At 72.0% G+C, this 14,576-nt stretch carries 15 protein-coding genes; 3 read left to right on the plus strand and 12 right to left on the minus strand.

What is annotated here, in order from left to right; translation table 11 throughout:
- Window positions 1–6 precede the first annotated feature (6 nt).
- A complete protein-coding gene (gene era, locus ACIBA9_RS26420; protein ID WP_362156751.1) occupies window positions 7–960 on the minus strand; it encodes a GTPase Era in 954 nt (317 codons plus the stop codon).
- A gap of 187 nt (window positions 961–1,147) precedes the next feature.
- On the opposite strand from era, the gene ACIBA9_RS26425 reads away from it, so the two are divergent.
- Both ACIBA9_RS26425 and ACIBA9_RS26430 read left to right on the plus strand, forming a co-directional pair.
- Window positions 1,148–2,458, plus strand: a complete 1,311-nt coding sequence (locus tag ACIBA9_RS26425) for an ammonium transporter (RefSeq protein WP_399366740.1) — start codon at window positions 1,148–1,150, stop codon at window positions 2,456–2,458.
- A complete protein-coding gene (locus ACIBA9_RS26430) occupies window positions 2,455–2,793 on the plus strand; it encodes a P-II family nitrogen regulator (RefSeq protein ID WP_362156747.1) in 339 nt (112 codons plus the stop codon). Before ACIBA9_RS26425 ends, ACIBA9_RS26430 begins: the two co-directional genes overlap by 4 nt.
- Here the strand turns inward: ACIBA9_RS26430 and ACIBA9_RS26435 are convergent.
- The 5 genes from ACIBA9_RS26435 to ACIBA9_RS26455 form a co-directional block, all read right to left on the minus strand.
- Complete coding sequence (locus ACIBA9_RS26435) at window positions 2,687–3,715, minus strand: WxL protein peptidoglycan domain-containing protein (RefSeq protein WP_399366742.1); 1,029 nt, start codon at window positions 3,713–3,715, stop codon at window positions 2,687–2,689. The two genes, ACIBA9_RS26430 and ACIBA9_RS26435, sit on opposite strands and share 107 nt — an antisense overlap.
- 134 nt (window positions 3,716–3,849) lie before the next feature.
- The gene (locus tag ACIBA9_RS26440) at window positions 3,850–5,178 is read right to left on the minus strand and encodes a beta-xylosidase (protein WP_399366744.1); all 1,329 of its coding nucleotides are present in this window, start codon (window positions 5,176–5,178) and stop codon (window positions 3,850–3,852) included.
- Between the two features lie 143 nt (window positions 5,179–5,321).
- The gene (locus tag ACIBA9_RS26445; RefSeq protein WP_399366746.1) at window positions 5,322–5,795 is read right to left on the minus strand and encodes a hypothetical protein; all 474 of its coding nucleotides are present in this window, start codon (window positions 5,793–5,795) and stop codon (window positions 5,322–5,324) included.
- A gap of 355 nt (window positions 5,796–6,150) precedes the next feature.
- Window positions 6,151–6,504 (minus strand): cytidine deaminase, encoded by a 354-nt coding sequence (locus tag ACIBA9_RS26450; RefSeq protein ID WP_399366748.1) that lies wholly within the window; start codon window positions 6,502–6,504, stop codon window positions 6,151–6,153.
- 28 nt (window positions 6,505–6,532) lie between these two features.
- Complete coding sequence (locus ACIBA9_RS26455; protein WP_399366750.1) at window positions 6,533–7,390, minus strand: helix-turn-helix transcriptional regulator; 858 nt, start codon at window positions 7,388–7,390, stop codon at window positions 6,533–6,535.
- Window positions 7,391–7,500: 110 nt separating this feature from the next.
- On the opposite strand from ACIBA9_RS26455, the gene ACIBA9_RS26460 reads away from it, so the two are divergent.
- Window positions 7,501–8,934, plus strand: coding sequence for an MFS transporter (locus ACIBA9_RS26460; protein ID WP_399366752.1), 1,434 nt, complete (start codon window positions 7,501–7,503; stop codon window positions 8,932–8,934).
- Here ACIBA9_RS26460 and ACIBA9_RS26465 read toward each other — a convergent pair.
- The 6 genes from ACIBA9_RS26465 to ACIBA9_RS26490 all read right to left on the minus strand — a co-directional run bounded on the left by ACIBA9_RS26465 (window position 8,919) and on the right by ACIBA9_RS26490 (window position 14,531).
- Window positions 8,919–9,938 carry a S66 peptidase family protein gene (locus ACIBA9_RS26465; RefSeq protein WP_399366754.1) on the minus strand — a complete coding sequence of 340 codons (1,020 nt, stop codon included), beginning with the start codon at window positions 9,936–9,938 and terminating at the stop codon, window positions 8,919–8,921. The genes ACIBA9_RS26460 and ACIBA9_RS26465 overlap by 16 nt on opposite strands.
- Window positions 9,939–9,979: 41 nt before the next feature.
- Window positions 9,980–10,339: an MmcQ/YjbR family DNA-binding protein gene (locus ACIBA9_RS26470; RefSeq protein ID WP_362156730.1), complete on the minus strand. Its 360-nt coding sequence runs from the start codon at window positions 10,337–10,339 to the stop codon at window positions 9,980–9,982.
- On the minus strand, window positions 10,336–11,643 hold the full coding sequence (locus ACIBA9_RS26475; protein ID WP_399366756.1) for a hemolysin family protein: 1,308 nt from the start codon (window positions 11,641–11,643) through the stop codon (window positions 10,336–10,338). The genes ACIBA9_RS26470 and ACIBA9_RS26475 overlap by 4 nt, the downstream gene beginning before the upstream one ends.
- Before the next feature lie 9 nt (window positions 11,644–11,652).
- A complete protein-coding gene (ybeY, locus tag ACIBA9_RS26480) occupies window positions 11,653–12,150 on the minus strand; it encodes an rRNA maturation RNase YbeY (RefSeq protein WP_362156725.1) in 498 nt (165 codons plus the stop codon).
- A gap of 15 nt (window positions 12,151–12,165) precedes the next feature.
- The gene (locus ACIBA9_RS26485) at window positions 12,166–13,236 is read right to left on the minus strand and encodes a PhoH family protein (RefSeq protein WP_362156722.1); all 1,071 of its coding nucleotides are present in this window, start codon (window positions 13,234–13,236) and stop codon (window positions 12,166–12,168) included.
- 152 nt (window positions 13,237–13,388) lie between these two features.
- Entirely contained in the window at window positions 13,389–14,531 is a 1,143-nt protein-coding gene (locus ACIBA9_RS26490) for a carbohydrate kinase family protein (RefSeq protein WP_399366759.1), read from the minus strand.
- Between the last annotated feature and the right edge of the window lie 45 nt (window positions 14,532–14,576).

A 14,576-nucleotide genomic window follows, 5' to 3' on the forward strand; every position in this document is an offset into this window, starting at 1 on the left:
CACGCCTCAGAAGCCCAGCCTCCGCAGCTGCTTGGGGTCGCGCTGCCAGTCCTTGGCCACCTTCACGTGCAGGTCCAGGAAGACCGGCGTGCCCAGCAGTGCCTCGATCTGCTTGCGGGACTTGATGCCGACGTCCTTCAGCCGCTTGCCCTTGGGGCCGATGATGATGCCCTTCTGGCTGGGGCGCTCGATGTAGACGTTGGCGTGGATGTCCAGCAACGGCTTGTCCGCCGGACGGTCCTCGCGCGGAAGCATCTCCTCCACGACCACCGCGATGGAGTGCGGCAGCTCGTCCCGCACGCCCTCCAGCGCGGCCTCGCGGATGAGTTCCGCGATCATGACCTGCTCGGGTTCGTCGGTGAGGTCGCCCTCGGGGTAGAGGGCCGGGCCCTCGGGCAGCAGCGGGATCAGCAGGTCGGCCAGCAGATCGACCTGCTTGGCGCCCACCGCCGAGACCGGTACGATCTCCGCCCACTCGATGCCCAGGTCCTTGCCGAGCTGGTCGATGGCGATGAGCTGCTCGGCGAGCCGCTTGGAGTCCACCAGGTCGGTCTTGGTGACGATGGCGACCTTCGGCGTCTTCCGGATCCCGGCGAGTTCCTTGGCGATGAACCGGTCGCCGGGGCCGATCTTCTCGTTCGCCGGCAGACAGAAGCCGATCACGTCGACCTCGGCCCACGTGGTGCGCACGATGTCGTTGAGCCGCTCGCCGAGCAGGGTGCGCGGTTTGTGCAGACCAGGGGTGTCGACCAGGATCAGCTGGGAGTCCGGCCGGTGCACGATGCCCCGCACCGTGTGCCGCGTGGTCTGCGGCTGGTCCGCGGTGATCGCCACCTTCTGCCCGACCAGAGCGTTCGTGAGGGTGGACTTGCCCGCGTTGGGGCGGCCCACGAAACAGGCGAAGCCGGCACGGTGGACGGACTCGGCCGGCTGTTCGGATGACTGGGTACGAACGCTCATGGCGTTCATTGTCCCTGATCCACGAGGCCGCGCCGTACCAGTGGCCGCCACCGGGTCCCCGACGCCCTTCGCACGGTGAGCTTCCGGAAACACGGACGCAACGAAACGTCACGGAAACACATCCGTACGCGACCGGAAACCCGCGCCCAAGACCCTCTGACGAGCCCCCGCACCGTTGGAGACGCCCGTGACCCTCGCCGCCGCGCACGTCGACACCGGCGACACCGCCTGGCTGCTCGCCGCGACCGCCCTCGTCCTGCTGATGACCCCCGGCCTCGCCCTGTTCTACGGCGGCATGGTCCGCGCGAAGAGCGTCCTCAACATGCTGATGATGAGCTTCGTGTCGATCGCCCTGGTCACGGTGGTGTGGCTGGTCGCCGGCTACACGCTGGCCTTCGGCGACGACGCCTTCGCCGGGCTCGTCGGCGACCTGGACCACGCCGGTATGCGGGGCCTCGGCCCGGACAGCGTGCACGGCACGGTCCCCACCCTGCTCTTCGCCACCTTCCAGCTGACCTTCGCGATCGTCACGGCAGCCCTGGTCAGCGGTGCCGTCGCCGACCGGACGAAATTCTCGGCCTGGCTGGTCTTCGTCCCCCTGTGGACGCTCCTCGTCTACGTTCCCGTCGCGCACTGGGTGTGGGGCCCGGACGGCTGGATCCGCGAGCGGCTCGGCGCGCTGGACTTCGCGGGCGGTCTGCCGGTCGAGATCGCCTCCGGTGCCTCCGGACTCGCCCTGTGCCTGGTCCTCGGGCCACGGCTCGGCTTCAGGAAGGACGCGATGCGCCCGCACAACCTGCCCATGGTGGTGCTCGGCGCCGGTCTGCTCTGGTTCGGCTGGTTCGGCTTCAACGCGGGCTCCGCGCTCGGCGCGAACGGCCTGGCCGCCGCCGCGTTCCTCAACACCCTCGCCGCCGGCTGCACCGGCCTGCTCGGCTGGCTCTTCGTCGAGCAGCGGCGCGACGGCCACCCGACCACCCTGGGCGCGGCCTCCGGCGCGGTGGCCGGTCTGGTCGCCATCACCCCGGCCTGCGGCGTGGTCTCGCTGCTCGGCGCGCTGGTCGTGGGGCTGGCCGCCGGTGTCGTCTGCTCCTACGCCGTCGGCTGGAAGTTCAGGCTGGGCTACGACGACTCCCTGGACGTGGTCGGCGTCCACCTGGTCGGCGGGGTGATCGGCACCCTGCTGATCGGCCTGTTCGCCGAGAAGGCGATGACCGGCGGCGCGCGGGGCCTCTTGCACGGCGGCGGGCTCGCCCCCCTCGGCAGGCAGTTCCTCGCCGTGGTCGTCGTCGGGGGGTACGCCTTCGCGATGACGTACGCCCTCGGCAAGCTGCTCCACAAGGCGATGGGCCTGCGCGCCGACGAGGAGCAGGAGTACACCGGTCTGGACCTTACGGTGCACGCCGAGACGGCCTACGATCACGGGGTCCTGGGCCATGGCGCCCCGGTCTCCCACTCCGCCGTCCCCACCGCTCAGAAGGTCAAGACGCAGGCATGAAGCTCATCACCGCGATCGTCAAGCCGCACCGCCTGGACGAGGTCAAGACCGCCCTGCGGGAGCTGGGCGTGCACGGCCTGACCGTGACCGAGGCGAGCGGCTACGGCCGGCAGCGCGGCCACACCGAGGTGTACCGGGGGGCCGAGTACCGGGTCGACCTGGTGCCGAAGGCGCGCATCGAGGTCGTGGTGGAGGACGCGGTGTCGGACGATGTGATCGACGCGATCGTCACGGCCGCGCGGACCGGGAAGATCGGGGACGGGAAGGTGTGGGCCGTGCCCGTGGAGACGGTCGTGCGGGTGCGGACCGGCGAGCGCGGCCCCGACGCGCTCTGACCAGCAGCACCCCGGTGGACACGCCGACGGCGAACACCAGCGCCACCAGCAGCCAGGGCAGCGCGAGGAACGAGGCGCTCGCCGACTGGCGGGTGCCCGGCGCGCGCACGGTCAGCGTCACCCGGGCCCGGTCCAGCTGGGGCGCCCCGTGCCAGGTCTCGGTGAGCCGCACCCGCTGTCCGGGCAGCAGCTCCGAGGGCACGCGGGTCAGGGCGCGGTCGAGCAGTGTGCGCCCGAACAGCCCGCGCACCTTCAGCCCTACCTTTGGGTCGAGGGTGACGTTTCCGGTGTTGCGCAGCGTGTAGGAGATGGTGGCCGTGCCGGCGCCGAGGCCGGGCAGCAGGGGCTGGTGGTGGCCGATGCGCACGTGCTCCACGGAGAGCGCGGGGAGCGTGGGCCCGCCGACCCGCAGGTAGACCCGGGCGCCGACGGCCCGCCGAACCCCCAGGGCGAGCCGTCCGCCGCCGGGGTCGACGCGTTCGTCCAGCGCGACGATCGCGCCGGGGTGGTCGCCGGGGGCGGCCCCGTCGGGGACGCGCAGGGTGAAGGGCACGGTGACGGTCCGGTGACCGGGGACCGTGATCCGGGACTTCGCGGGCTTGGCCCAGGCGCCCACCCCGCGCATGCGCTCCTTGACGGTCCGCACGGCGAAACCGCCGTCGCGGGCGGTGTTGTAGGCGTCGGCCGCGTACAGCCGGAAGGTGAGCGGACGGCCGGTCTTGTTCTGGACGGCGACCCGGTCGGTGAGGGTCTGGCCCGGGTCGGCGGAGAGGTAGAAGTAGGGGCGCGCGGCGATCTTGGAGGCGACCGGGTAGACGGACCAGCTGCCGTTGTCGGCGGCCCGCGCCGGGGTGGCGAGGGCACCGAGGGCGCCGAGGAGGAGCGGGAGCAGGCTCAGGAGGAGGACGTACGGCTTGCGCATGGGTGCGGACCCCCCGTGGGCTCGGGGTGGTGGCGGTCGGGCGGGTGCGGCCCCGGTCGTGGGGCGGGGCGCCCGGCCACCGGTGTCGGGGTGCGGATCGGGTCGTCCTGGGTGCGGATCGGTGGGGGCGAGCGTCAGGTGAGGGTCAGGGTCAGGACGCCGGAGTACGAGCCCGGAGGCGTGAACGCCGGTACGGCCAGGGAGAGTCCGGCGTCGACGGTGAACTCGCCACCGGTGAGCGTGCCGTCGGGGGTCGACGCCAGGGTCGCTCCCGAGGTGCCCACGGTGCCCGCCGAACCGGCCTTGCAGGTGCTGGGACTACCCGGCTTGGTCGCACACGCGGGGGTCCAGCTCAGCCCGCTCGCGTCGATCTTGGCGCCGGGACCGGTGAAGTCGGTGACCTTGCCGGTCAGGGACCAGCCCGCGGGTCCGCCGCGGAAGTCCTTGACGGTCACCGTCCGCAGCGCACCGGTCGAAGCCCCGCCCTTGCCGAAGTCGACCGCCGACAGCGCGACGGAGTCCCCGGCCTGGGACATGGACAGCGTGCCCGCCTTGACGCTGGTGGTCAGCTTCTGGCTGCCGGCCGGGACGGGCGTGTCGCCCTTGACGACGTAGGCCGCGGGGCCCGCGCCCTTGTCCGCGTTCCAGGAGGCGCCCTCGTAGGCCACGACGCCGGTCGTCGTCTTGTCGTTGACGACCAGTGAACCGCTGAAGGCCCCCTGGGCGTTCGCGGTCACGGTGGCGGTGTCCGCGGTCTGGGTGTCGCCGGCCCGCCCGGCCAGGGTGACCGTCGCGCCCGGTGTGAAGCCGCTGCCGCCGACGGTGACGGCGGCACCCGCGTCACCCGAGGCCGAACTCAGCGTGATGGCCCGGGTGTTGGCCGGTGTGCCGTCGGTCGCCGTGACGGTCTGGGACACCGGAGCGGGCGGGGCGGTGACCGTGCACGGGGTGTCCAGTTCCAGGATGTAGCTGGTGTGGATGTTGTAGTCGCCGGGCGAGAGGGTGATCTGCCCGGCCTTGGTCACGGTGAACGTGCCGGTCATGGAGAAGGACGGGAAGGCCGCCTTCCCCGGCACCGGCGGGTTCTTCTTCGGTCCGGCGACGGTGACGGCACCGGTCTGGGCGCCGCCGAGGGTGACCTTGCCGGTCGGGGTCATGATGTCGGCCGGCAGGGCCAGATCGGTGGGGTTGCTGGCGGCGGCCTTGACCACGGTGTAGGTCACGGTGACCGTGTCGCCGACCTTCGGGCTGGTGTTGTCCGCCGACACGCTCGCGGTGGTGGTGCCGTCGATCGGCGGAAGACCCGAGACGGCGGGCGGGATGCAGTGCGTGGCGAAGTCCACGTCGACTCCGGCGGCTCCGGCCGGACAGGCGAACGCGCCGCCCGCGGTGACCGCGAGGGCGGTCGCCCCGAGCAGTGACGCCCAGCGCCACCGTCGGGATCTTCGGGGTGTCGAACCCATGGGGCCCCCTCCTGAGGGTTGTGGGCGCAGCGGCTCGTCTGCGCCGACAGGGGGCATTGATGTGGAGCGGGGGTGAGAAGTCAATGGAGATGCCGCAGAAAGCTGACGGTTCATCAGTTTCCGCGGCATCCGGAACAGATCGCTCAGTTGAAGACGAACGGGCCGGGCGACTGCGGGCCGCTCGCCTTGCAGGTGACGGTGATTCCGAAGATCACCATCTTCAGCGAGCCGCCATAGGCGTCCAGCCTTGCGCCGGGGGCGACGGTGCCGGCGAGCGGGCCGACACTGACCGGTGCGCCGCTGCCCATGGCCGGGTTCCTCGTCCCGCCGAAGACGACCGTGCCGCCGCCCGCCTTGGCCATGGTGAGGGTGGAGGTGATCGAGTCCTGGGCGACCGCGACCGGCGTGGTGATCGCGGAGGAGGTGAGGGTGAGGGTGGCCGAGGTGCCGCTCTGCGTGGCGGTGAGGGTGGCCGCGCCGCCGCCGAAGATGCCGCAGCTCGCGGTGATGGTCGCCGTCTGGGGAGTGACGGCGGCCGCGGTGGGCGCGAAGGCGAGTGCGGTGACCGCGAGGGCCCCGGCGGCCAGCGCCGCTCCCGTTGCCGTGCGTGTACTCATGATCCGCTTCCCTTCCCTGGGGAATGCCATGTGGGGATGGTCGGAAGGTGCGCCGACGCGCGGCAGGCCGGGCGGGTGGATGCGGACACACGGCACGGCGATGCGGATCTGACGGGTCGTCGGATACTGCGGGACCATTGACCCGCGGGCGGCAACCCCCGGCAAGGCCGAAATCCGGCCGACCTGTCTTCGGGGCGGAACGACGGTCCGGCGCACGAGCGGCCTCGCACGAGCGGCCAAGCACGAGGGGCCTTGCACGAAGGTCCGGTACGGGGGGGAAGGGGGGCCGGACCACCCAGGGCCCCCGGACCCCCAAGCTCCCGGCCCCCGCGTCTCAGCCCCCGGCCCCGGCGTCTCAGCCCGCGGAGACGGTCAGGCGTACCGCGCCGTCGACCCCGGCCAGCAGCACCGGCGTCGCAGCCCCGCCGAGGTCGGCGACGGCGGCCAGGTCCTCCGCCGGGAGCGCCTCCGCCTCGCTCACCACCGCCGCCGCCTCCAGCGACGTCGCGCCGGAGGCCACCGCCATGGCGACGGCCGTACGCAGCGCGCTCAGCCGCAGCGAGGCGAGCTGCACCGACCCGGCGACGTAGGTACGCCCCGTCTCGTCCCGTACGGCCGCCCCCTCGGGGACTCCGTTGCGGGCCCGCGCGGAACGGGCCAGGGTGACGATCTTGCGGTCCTCGGGATCAAGCGCGCTGCTCTCGGTCATGCCCAGAGCATACGAAGCCGCGGCCGGGTCATCCCGCCACGGGGTACATGGCGCCCCGCCGCCCCTCGGGAGAGGCCAGCCACTCCAGCTTGGCCGCGGTGTTCGCCTCCTCCAGCGGGGTGTGCAGCACGATCATGAGGTCGGGCCGGGCCGGCACCTTCAGGGCCGTCGACTCCACCACCAGCAGTCCGGCCAGCGGATGGTGCAGCTCCTTGCGGACCTGCCCCTGGTCCTCGATGTCCCGCTCGGCCCACAGCGCGAGGAACTCGGGGCTGCGCTCGGAGAGCTCGGTGAGCACCGCCTGGAACCCCTCGTCGTCGGGCCGGGCCGCGCACGCCGCCCGGAACTGCGCCACGACCGTGCGCGCGTTGCGCTCCCAGCTGTTGCTGCGGGACCGGTAGAGCGGATCGGTGAAGAAGTCGACGAGACAGTTCTGGGTGATGCCCGGCCGCATGCCCAGCACGATGGCGGCGGCGTCGTTGTACAGCACGCAGTTGTAGTACAGGTCCATGATGTGCGCCGGGTACGGCATCCAGGTGTCGATCAGCCGCCGCAGGCCGTCGCACATGTCCCGTCTGTCCGGAGTCACCTCGGGGGTGGGCGGGTTCAGCCCGGCCAGCAGGTACAGATGCCGGCGTTCGGCGTCGCTCAGCCTGAGCACCCGCGCGACGGCGTCGAGGACCTGCGGGGAGACGGAGATGTCCCGGCCCTGCTCCAGCCACTGGTACCAGGAGGCGCCCACACCGGCGAGTACGGCGACCTCCTCCCGGCGCAGTCCGGGCGTACGGCGCCGGCCGCCGGCCGGCAGTCCGGCCTCCCCGGGACTGACCCGGGCCCGCCGGCTTATCAGGAACTCGCGCAGCTCGTTGCGCCGTTGACTTCTCATCGTCCCCGCAGCAGGCACGTACCCGCCCCTCCCCCGTCGTGTCTGGTGGTGCCACCACCACCATAAGTTCCGACTCCCCAGGATTGTTCCGGCCGCCGCAAGCTCGTGCCATGGCGATCGACACCACCACACGACCCACCGCCCCCGCGGGCGCTTCGCTCGACACCCCCCGGTTGTCGACGCGTGACAAGCTCGTCCTCTTCGTCCTGTGCGCGGCCCAGTTCATGGTCGCGCTGGACTTCTCCGTCCTGAACGTCGCCCTGCCCCGGCTCGGTCCCGATCTCGGGATGAGCCGGTCCGCCCTGCAGTGGGCGGTGACCGCGTTCGCGCTGCCCTCCGGCGGCTTCCTGCTCCTGTTCGGCCGCGTCGGCGACCTGTACGGCCGGCGCAGGCTGTTCCTGGCCGGTCTCGGTCTGTTCGGCGCGGCCTCGCTGCTGGCGACGCTGGCATGGGACCCGGCGTCCTTCCTCGCCGGGCGGGCCCTGCAGGGACTGGGCGCGGCGGCCATCGTGACGACCGGCATGTCCCTGCTGACCACCACCTTCCCCGAGGGCCCGGCCCGCGACCGCGCGCTCGGCATCTCCGGCACGCTGCTCTCGCTGGGCTTCACGGTCGGCATGGTCACGGGCGGCGTGCTGACCGACGCGCTCGGCTGGCGCTCCACGATGGCGTTGCTGACGGTGTTCGCGCTGATCGTGCTGCCGCTGGCCCCCGGGCTGCTGCCGGAGTCGCGCACCCAGGGGCGCCCGCGCCTTGACGTGCCCGGCGCGGCCACCGTCACCGCCGGTCTGCTGTCGCTGATCTACGCCCTGTCCACGGCCGCCGACCACGGCTTCGGCCGCGCGGACGTCGTCACCGCGCTGATCGCGGGCGTCCTGCTGCTGATCGCGTTCACGGTCGTCGAAGCCCGGGCGACGGCCCCCCTCGTCTCCCTGCCCATGCTGCGCCGGCGCACGGTGGCGTGGGGCAACGTGGGCGGGCTGGTCACCTTCTCGATGATGTCGACGGTCGTCTTCGTGCTGACCCTGTACCTCCAGGAGGTCCTGCGCCTGTCGGCCTTCGAGACCGGCCTGGTCTTCGGCTTCCAGGGTGTGCTGTCGGCCGTCGCCGGAACCTTCGCGCCGAAGGTGATCGGCCGCTTCGGCGCCCGCCGCACCCTGGTCGGCTCGCTGGCCGGCCAGGGCGCGCTGGTGGCGGCCCTGCTGCCGCTGAGCGCCGACAGCTGGTCGGTCTGGCTCGCCACGGCCGCCGTGTCCCTGGCGAGCATGTGCCACCTGGGCGCGATCATCTCCTACGGTCTCACCGTCACCTCCGGTGTCCCGGACGACGAGCAGGGCCTGGCCACCGGCCTGGTGACCTCCACCCAGCAGGTCGGCATCACGGTCGGCATCCCCCTGCTGGGCGTCCTCGCCACCACCTCGGACGACCTGCTCCAGGGCGTCCACACGGTCCTCGCCCTGGACACGGTGATCGTCCTGGCGGCCGCCGTCCTGATCGGTGTGGGCCTGCGCCGGGGCGAGCGCCGGGGTCAGTCCAGGACCTGATCGATCCCGCTGCGCGCGGCCGTGTGCACCACGCGGCCGCGCGCGCCGTTGACCAGCGTCAGGCGGGGCGCGACATGCCCGCACTCGACGTCGGCGACGATCGGCACGCCGAGCGGGCCGAGGGCGTCGAGGACTGCCTCGTGCTGGGTGAGGGTGCGGCCGTCGGGGGCGTGGGTGCGGCCCACGAGGACGGCGGCGGCGCGGTCGAAGAACCCGGCGAGGCGCATGCCGTGCAAATTGCGGCAGATGGCGAACGCGTTGTCCTCGCCGGCCTCGACATAGACGAGCAGCGGCTCGTCGCCGGCGAAACGCGAGGTGTCGAGGTAGGGGGTACCCGCGAGGTTGGCGAGGGTCTCGACGCATCCGCCGATCAGCCGGCCCTCGGCTTCCACGTCGCCGGTGCCGTCGAGCCGGGTCCAGGTGCCTTCGGCGTCCAGGGTGAGGTCGCGGACGCCGGGGTGCCGGGCCCAGTCGTCGTACCCGCCGGACCGGTGGCGGCCGGGCGGGGTCTGGGCGAACGCCTCGCCTCTCGGCGCGGCGACGATGTCCAGCCAGGACCTGAGTCCCTTCGGCGTCCGGTAGGGCGTGTCCATGAGGTTGCCGCCGTGGACGGTCGCGATCCCGGTGAGCAGAGTCAGCGGGGTGATCAGGGTCGACATGTCCGAGTAGCCGACGAGCCAGGTCGGCTCGGCCCGCCCGATCCGCTCGAAGTCGAGCAGGGGCAGCAGGTCGATCGCGGTCTCCCCGCCCCACGGAGGCACCACGGCCCGGATCGTGGGGTCGGTCAGCATCCCCGTCAGTTCGGCGGCGCGCTCGGCGGCCGGCGCGCTCACGTGCGTCGTGCCGTCCATGCACCGGCCGACGACCACCTCGTACCCCCGTGACCGGACCTCCTCGATCGCGACGTCGAGTCGCTCCCGTAGTGCGTCGGCCACCCCGCTGGACGGGGAGGTCACACCGACACGGTCACCGGGGCGCAGGGGGCGCGGGTATCGCACGGACATGCCCGGATCCTGACATGCACCCGGCGCCTCCGGACAGCGATTTACGGCCGGTCGAGCCGGAGTCGTTCGGTTCTGGGCAGGCCTGCGACGACCAGGTCGTAGGAGTCCTCGACCAGTTCGCGGACCAGCCGGTCGGGGAGGTCGGCGTCGGCCGTGACGGTGTTCCAGTGGCGTTTGTTCATGTGCCAGCCGGGGACGATCAGCGGGGCGTGCTCGGCGCGCAGGCGGAGCGCGTCCTCCGGGTCGCACTTGAGGTTGACCTTCAGGGGCCGGGCGTCCAGGTTCGTCAGGGCGAACATCCTGCCCAGCACCTTGAAGACCGAGGTCTCCGGGTTGAACGGGAAGTCCTCCACGGCCTCGTTGAAGGACAGGCACAGGGCGCGCAGCTCGCCGGGGGTCATCCTGCTCTCTCCGGGCTCTCGTCCAAGCTCTCCTGCGGCGCCGGTTCCACCAGCACCGTGACGATCTTGTTCCGGCGTCCGGCGGCCGCCTCCGCCGTCAGCTTCAGCCGGCGCCCGTCGGGCAGTTCGACCTCGGCGGACGCGCCCGCGATGGGCACCCGGCCCAGCGCCTTGGCGAGCAGACCGCCGACGGTCTCCACGTCCTCGTCGTCGTACTCCTCCAGGCCGTACAGCTCGCCCAGGTCGGTGATGTCGAGACGGGCGGTGACCCGGTGCCGGTCGGCGCCGAGGTCCTCGACCGGCGGGAGTTCCCGGTCGTACTCGTCGGTGATCTCACCGACGATCTCCTCCAGGATGTCCTCGATGGTGACGATGCCTGCGGTGCCGCCGTACTCGTCGATCACGACGGCGACGTGGTTGCGGTCCTTCTGCATCTCGCGCAACAGGTCGCCGGCGTTCTTGGTGTCGGGCACGAAGACGGCCGGGCGCATGGCCGTGGACACCAGGTCGCCCTCGGCCTCCCGGCTGATGTGGGTCTTGCGGACCAGGTCCTTCAGATACACGATCCCGACTATGTCGTCCTCGCTCTCGCCGGTGACGGGGATCCGGGAGAACCCGGAGCGCAGCGCGAGGGTGAGGGCCTGCCGGATGGTCTTGTACCGCTCGATCACCACGAGGTCCGTCCGCGGGACCATCACCTCGCGCACCAGGGTGTCGCCCAGCTCGAAGACGGAGTGCACCATCCGGCGCTCCTCGTCCTCGATCAGGGACTCCTTCTCGGCGAGGTCCACCAGGGCGCGCAGCTCCGCCTCGGAGGCGAACGGACCGCGCCGGAAGCCCTTGCCGGGCGTGAGGGCGTTACCGATGAGGATCAGCAGGGACGGGATGGGACCCATGATGCGGGCCAGCGGCAGCAGCACGTACGCCGCCGCCGTCGCGGTGTTCAGCGGGTGCTGGCGGCCGATGGTGCGCGGGGAGACACCGACGGCGACGTACGACACCAGGACCATCACGCCGAGGGCGACGAGAAGGGCCTGCCAGGTCGCGTCGAACTGCTGCAGGCAGGCGTAGGTGACCAGGGTCGCGGCCGCCATCTCGCAGGTGACGCGGACCAGCAGGGCCACGTTCAGATAGCGGGTCGGGTCGGCGGCGATCTGGGCCAGCTTGTCGCTGCCGCGCCGGCCGGACTTGGCCGCCTCCTCGGCGCGGAAGCTGGAGACGCGCGCGAGGCCCGCCTCCGCGCAGGCGGCGAGCCAGGCGACGACGACCAGCGCGATCGCGCCGATCACGATCTGCGGAGACATCCGGCCCGCTTACGAGACGGTCGGCGCCGGGGACGGCCCGGTCAGGCCGCGCTCGCCCCGCCATCCGTCCACGATGGCGGCCTGGAGCCCGAACATCTCGGCCTTCTCGTCGGGCTCCTCGTGGTCGTACCCGAGCAGGTGCAGCACCCCGTGGACGGTGAGCAGCTGGAGCTCCTCGTCCATGGAGTGCTGCGTGTCCGCCTCCGCGCCCTGCTTGGCGGCGACCTCCGGGCACAGCACGATGTCGCCGAGGAGGCCCTGCGGCGGCTCGTCGTCGTCCTTCCCGGGCGGCCGCAGCTCGTCCATCGGGAACGACATGACATCGGTGGGACCCGGCAGGTCCATCCACTGGATGTGCAGCTGCTCCATGGCGTCGTCGTCCACGACGATCACCGAGAGCTCGGAGAGCGGGTGGATACGCATCCGAGCGAGGGCGTAGCGGGCGATGTCCAGGATCGCCTGCTCGTCCACCTCGGTGCCGGACTCGTTGTTGACGTCGATCGACATGGTGTTGCCGTGTCTCTACTTCCCCTTGGGCCCGGACCGGCCCCGGCCGCCCTTGTGGGTGCCGTTCTCGGTGCCGTGCTCGCTGTCGTACTGCTCGTACGCGTCGACGATACGGCCCACCAGCTTGTGCCGTACGACATCCTGCGACGACAGCCGGGAGAAGTGCACGTCGTCGACGCCCTCCAGGATCTCCTGCACCTGCCGCAGACCCGACTTGGTGCCGTTCGGCAGGTCGACCTGCGTCACGTCACCGGTGATCACGATCTTCGAGTCGAAACCGAGGCGGGTGAGGAACATCTTCATCTGCTCGGGGCTGGTGTTCTGGGCCTCGTCCAGGATGATGAAGGCGTCGTTGAGCGTCCTGCCGCGCATATAGGCGAGCGGCGCGACCTCGATGGTGCCCGCGGCCATCAGACGCGGGATCGAGTCGGGGTCGAGCATGTCGTGCAGCGCGTCGTACAGCGGGCGCAGATAGGGGTCGATCTTCTCGTAGAGCGTGCCGGGCAGGAAGCCGAGCCGCTCGCCCGCCTCGACCGCGGGACGGGTCAGGATGATCCGGTTGACCTGCTTGGACTGCAAGGCCTGTACGGCCTTGGCCATGGCCAGGTAGGTCTTGCCGGTGCCGGCGGGGCCGATGCCGAAGACGATCGTGTGCTTGTCGATCGCGTCGACGTACCGCTTCTGGTTGAGGGTCTTGGGGCGGATCGTGCGGCCGCGCGAGGACAGGATGTTCTGCGTCAGCACCTGGGCCGGGGTCTCCGGGCCGTCGTTCGTGCCGTCCTCGCTCGCCTTGAGCATGGCGATCGAGCGTTCCACTGCGTCCTCCGTCATCGGCTGTCCGGTGCGGAGCACCAGCATCATCTCGTCGAACACGCGCGAAATGAGGGCGACGTCGACGGGGTCGCCGGCCGCGCTGATCTCATTGCCCCGGACATGGATGTCGGCCGCCGGGAAGGCCTTCTCGATCACGCGCAGGAGGGAGTCGCCGGAGCCCAGTACGGTCACCATGGGGTGCTGGGCGGGGACGGTGAGCTGTGCTCTCGCCCGCTCCTGCGCGGGGGTGTGAGCTGTGGGTGTCTCTGTCATGGGCCGGCGCTTAAGGCCTGCGCTTCCTCCTCGTCACGGCCGCACGGCTGAGGGCGGCCTCCCGGTTCCCAGAGTACGACGCAGGACCGACAAGACCGTAGGCCTTTTCCCCAACCGCCCCACGGGGCCTCCCGGCGGCCGCCCCCCTCGTCTCACTGGAACCGGCGGAAGCCGATCGTCGGGACCGCGCGGCGCAGGGGCCACGGCCGGTCCAGTTCCTCCGGTACCAGCGTGTCGAGGAACGCGTACCGCCGGAGCGCGGCCGGTGCCTGTTCCGGGACGGACTGCACCCGCCGCCACCAGGCCCCGATCTCCGACCATCCCGGCGCCGACAGCGACCCGCCGAACTCCTGCACCGACAGCGCGGCGGTGAGCCCGGCGAAGGCCAGCCGGTCGGCGAGCGGCCAGCCGGCCAGGGACCCGGTCACGAATCCGGCGACGAACACGTCCCCCGCCCCCGTCGGGTCCAGCGCCTCCACGGCGATCGCCGGCACCTCCGCGGTCTCGCCGGTGCGCCGGTCCACGGCGTACGCCCCCTCGGACCCCAGGGTCACCACGGCCACCGGCACATGCTCGGTCAGGGCGTGCGCGGCGGCCCGCGGGCAGTCGGCGCCGGTGTACCGCTTCGCCTCCTCGGCGTTGGGCAGGAACGCCTCGCAGTGCCGCAGGTCGGCCAGTCCGCCGAGGTCCCAGGCGCCGGTGTCGTCCCAGCCGACATCGGCGAAGATCCGGGTGCCCCCGCGGGCGGCCTGGGCGATCCAGGGCGCGCGCGTGCCCGGCGTGAGGGAGGCGACGGCCGCCCGCGCGCGGGGCGGGCAGTCCGGCGCCGGTTCCTCGGGGGGCGGCTCGTGCCCGTGGGACACCATCGTGCGCTCGCCCTCGTAGGCCATGGAGACGGTCACCGGCGAGTGCCAGCCGGGCACGGTGCGCGACGCCGTCAGGTCGATGCCCTCGCCCTGGGCGAGCGCGTCCCAGCAGTATTCCCCGTAGTGGTCGTCGCCGAAGGCCGCGGCGAGGGAGGTCCGCAGGCCGAGGCGGGCCAGCGCGGCCGCCATGTTGGCCACGCCGCCGGGGCTGGAGCCCATGCCCCGGGCCCAGGACTCGGTGCCGCGCACGGGCGCCGAGTCCAGGCCGGTGAAGATGATGTCGAGGAACACGGTGCCCGTGAGGTAGACGTCCCACGGCGGGTCGCCGGTGGCGCGCAGCGCGGCGAGCGGGTCGACCTGCGTCTGCCGGCGCGCGGCCTGCGTGAGGTGTTCCGGTTCCTCTCCGGCGATCGTGTGCGACGGGGTCACGGTGCGCTCCCTGACGTGGTGCGGTTCTGGCCAGTGTGCACCAGG

The sequence above is a fragment of the Streptomyces sp. NPDC051452 genome (assembly GCF_044454765.1).
Lineage (GTDB): Bacteria > Actinomycetota > Actinomycetes > Streptomycetales > Streptomycetaceae > Streptomyces.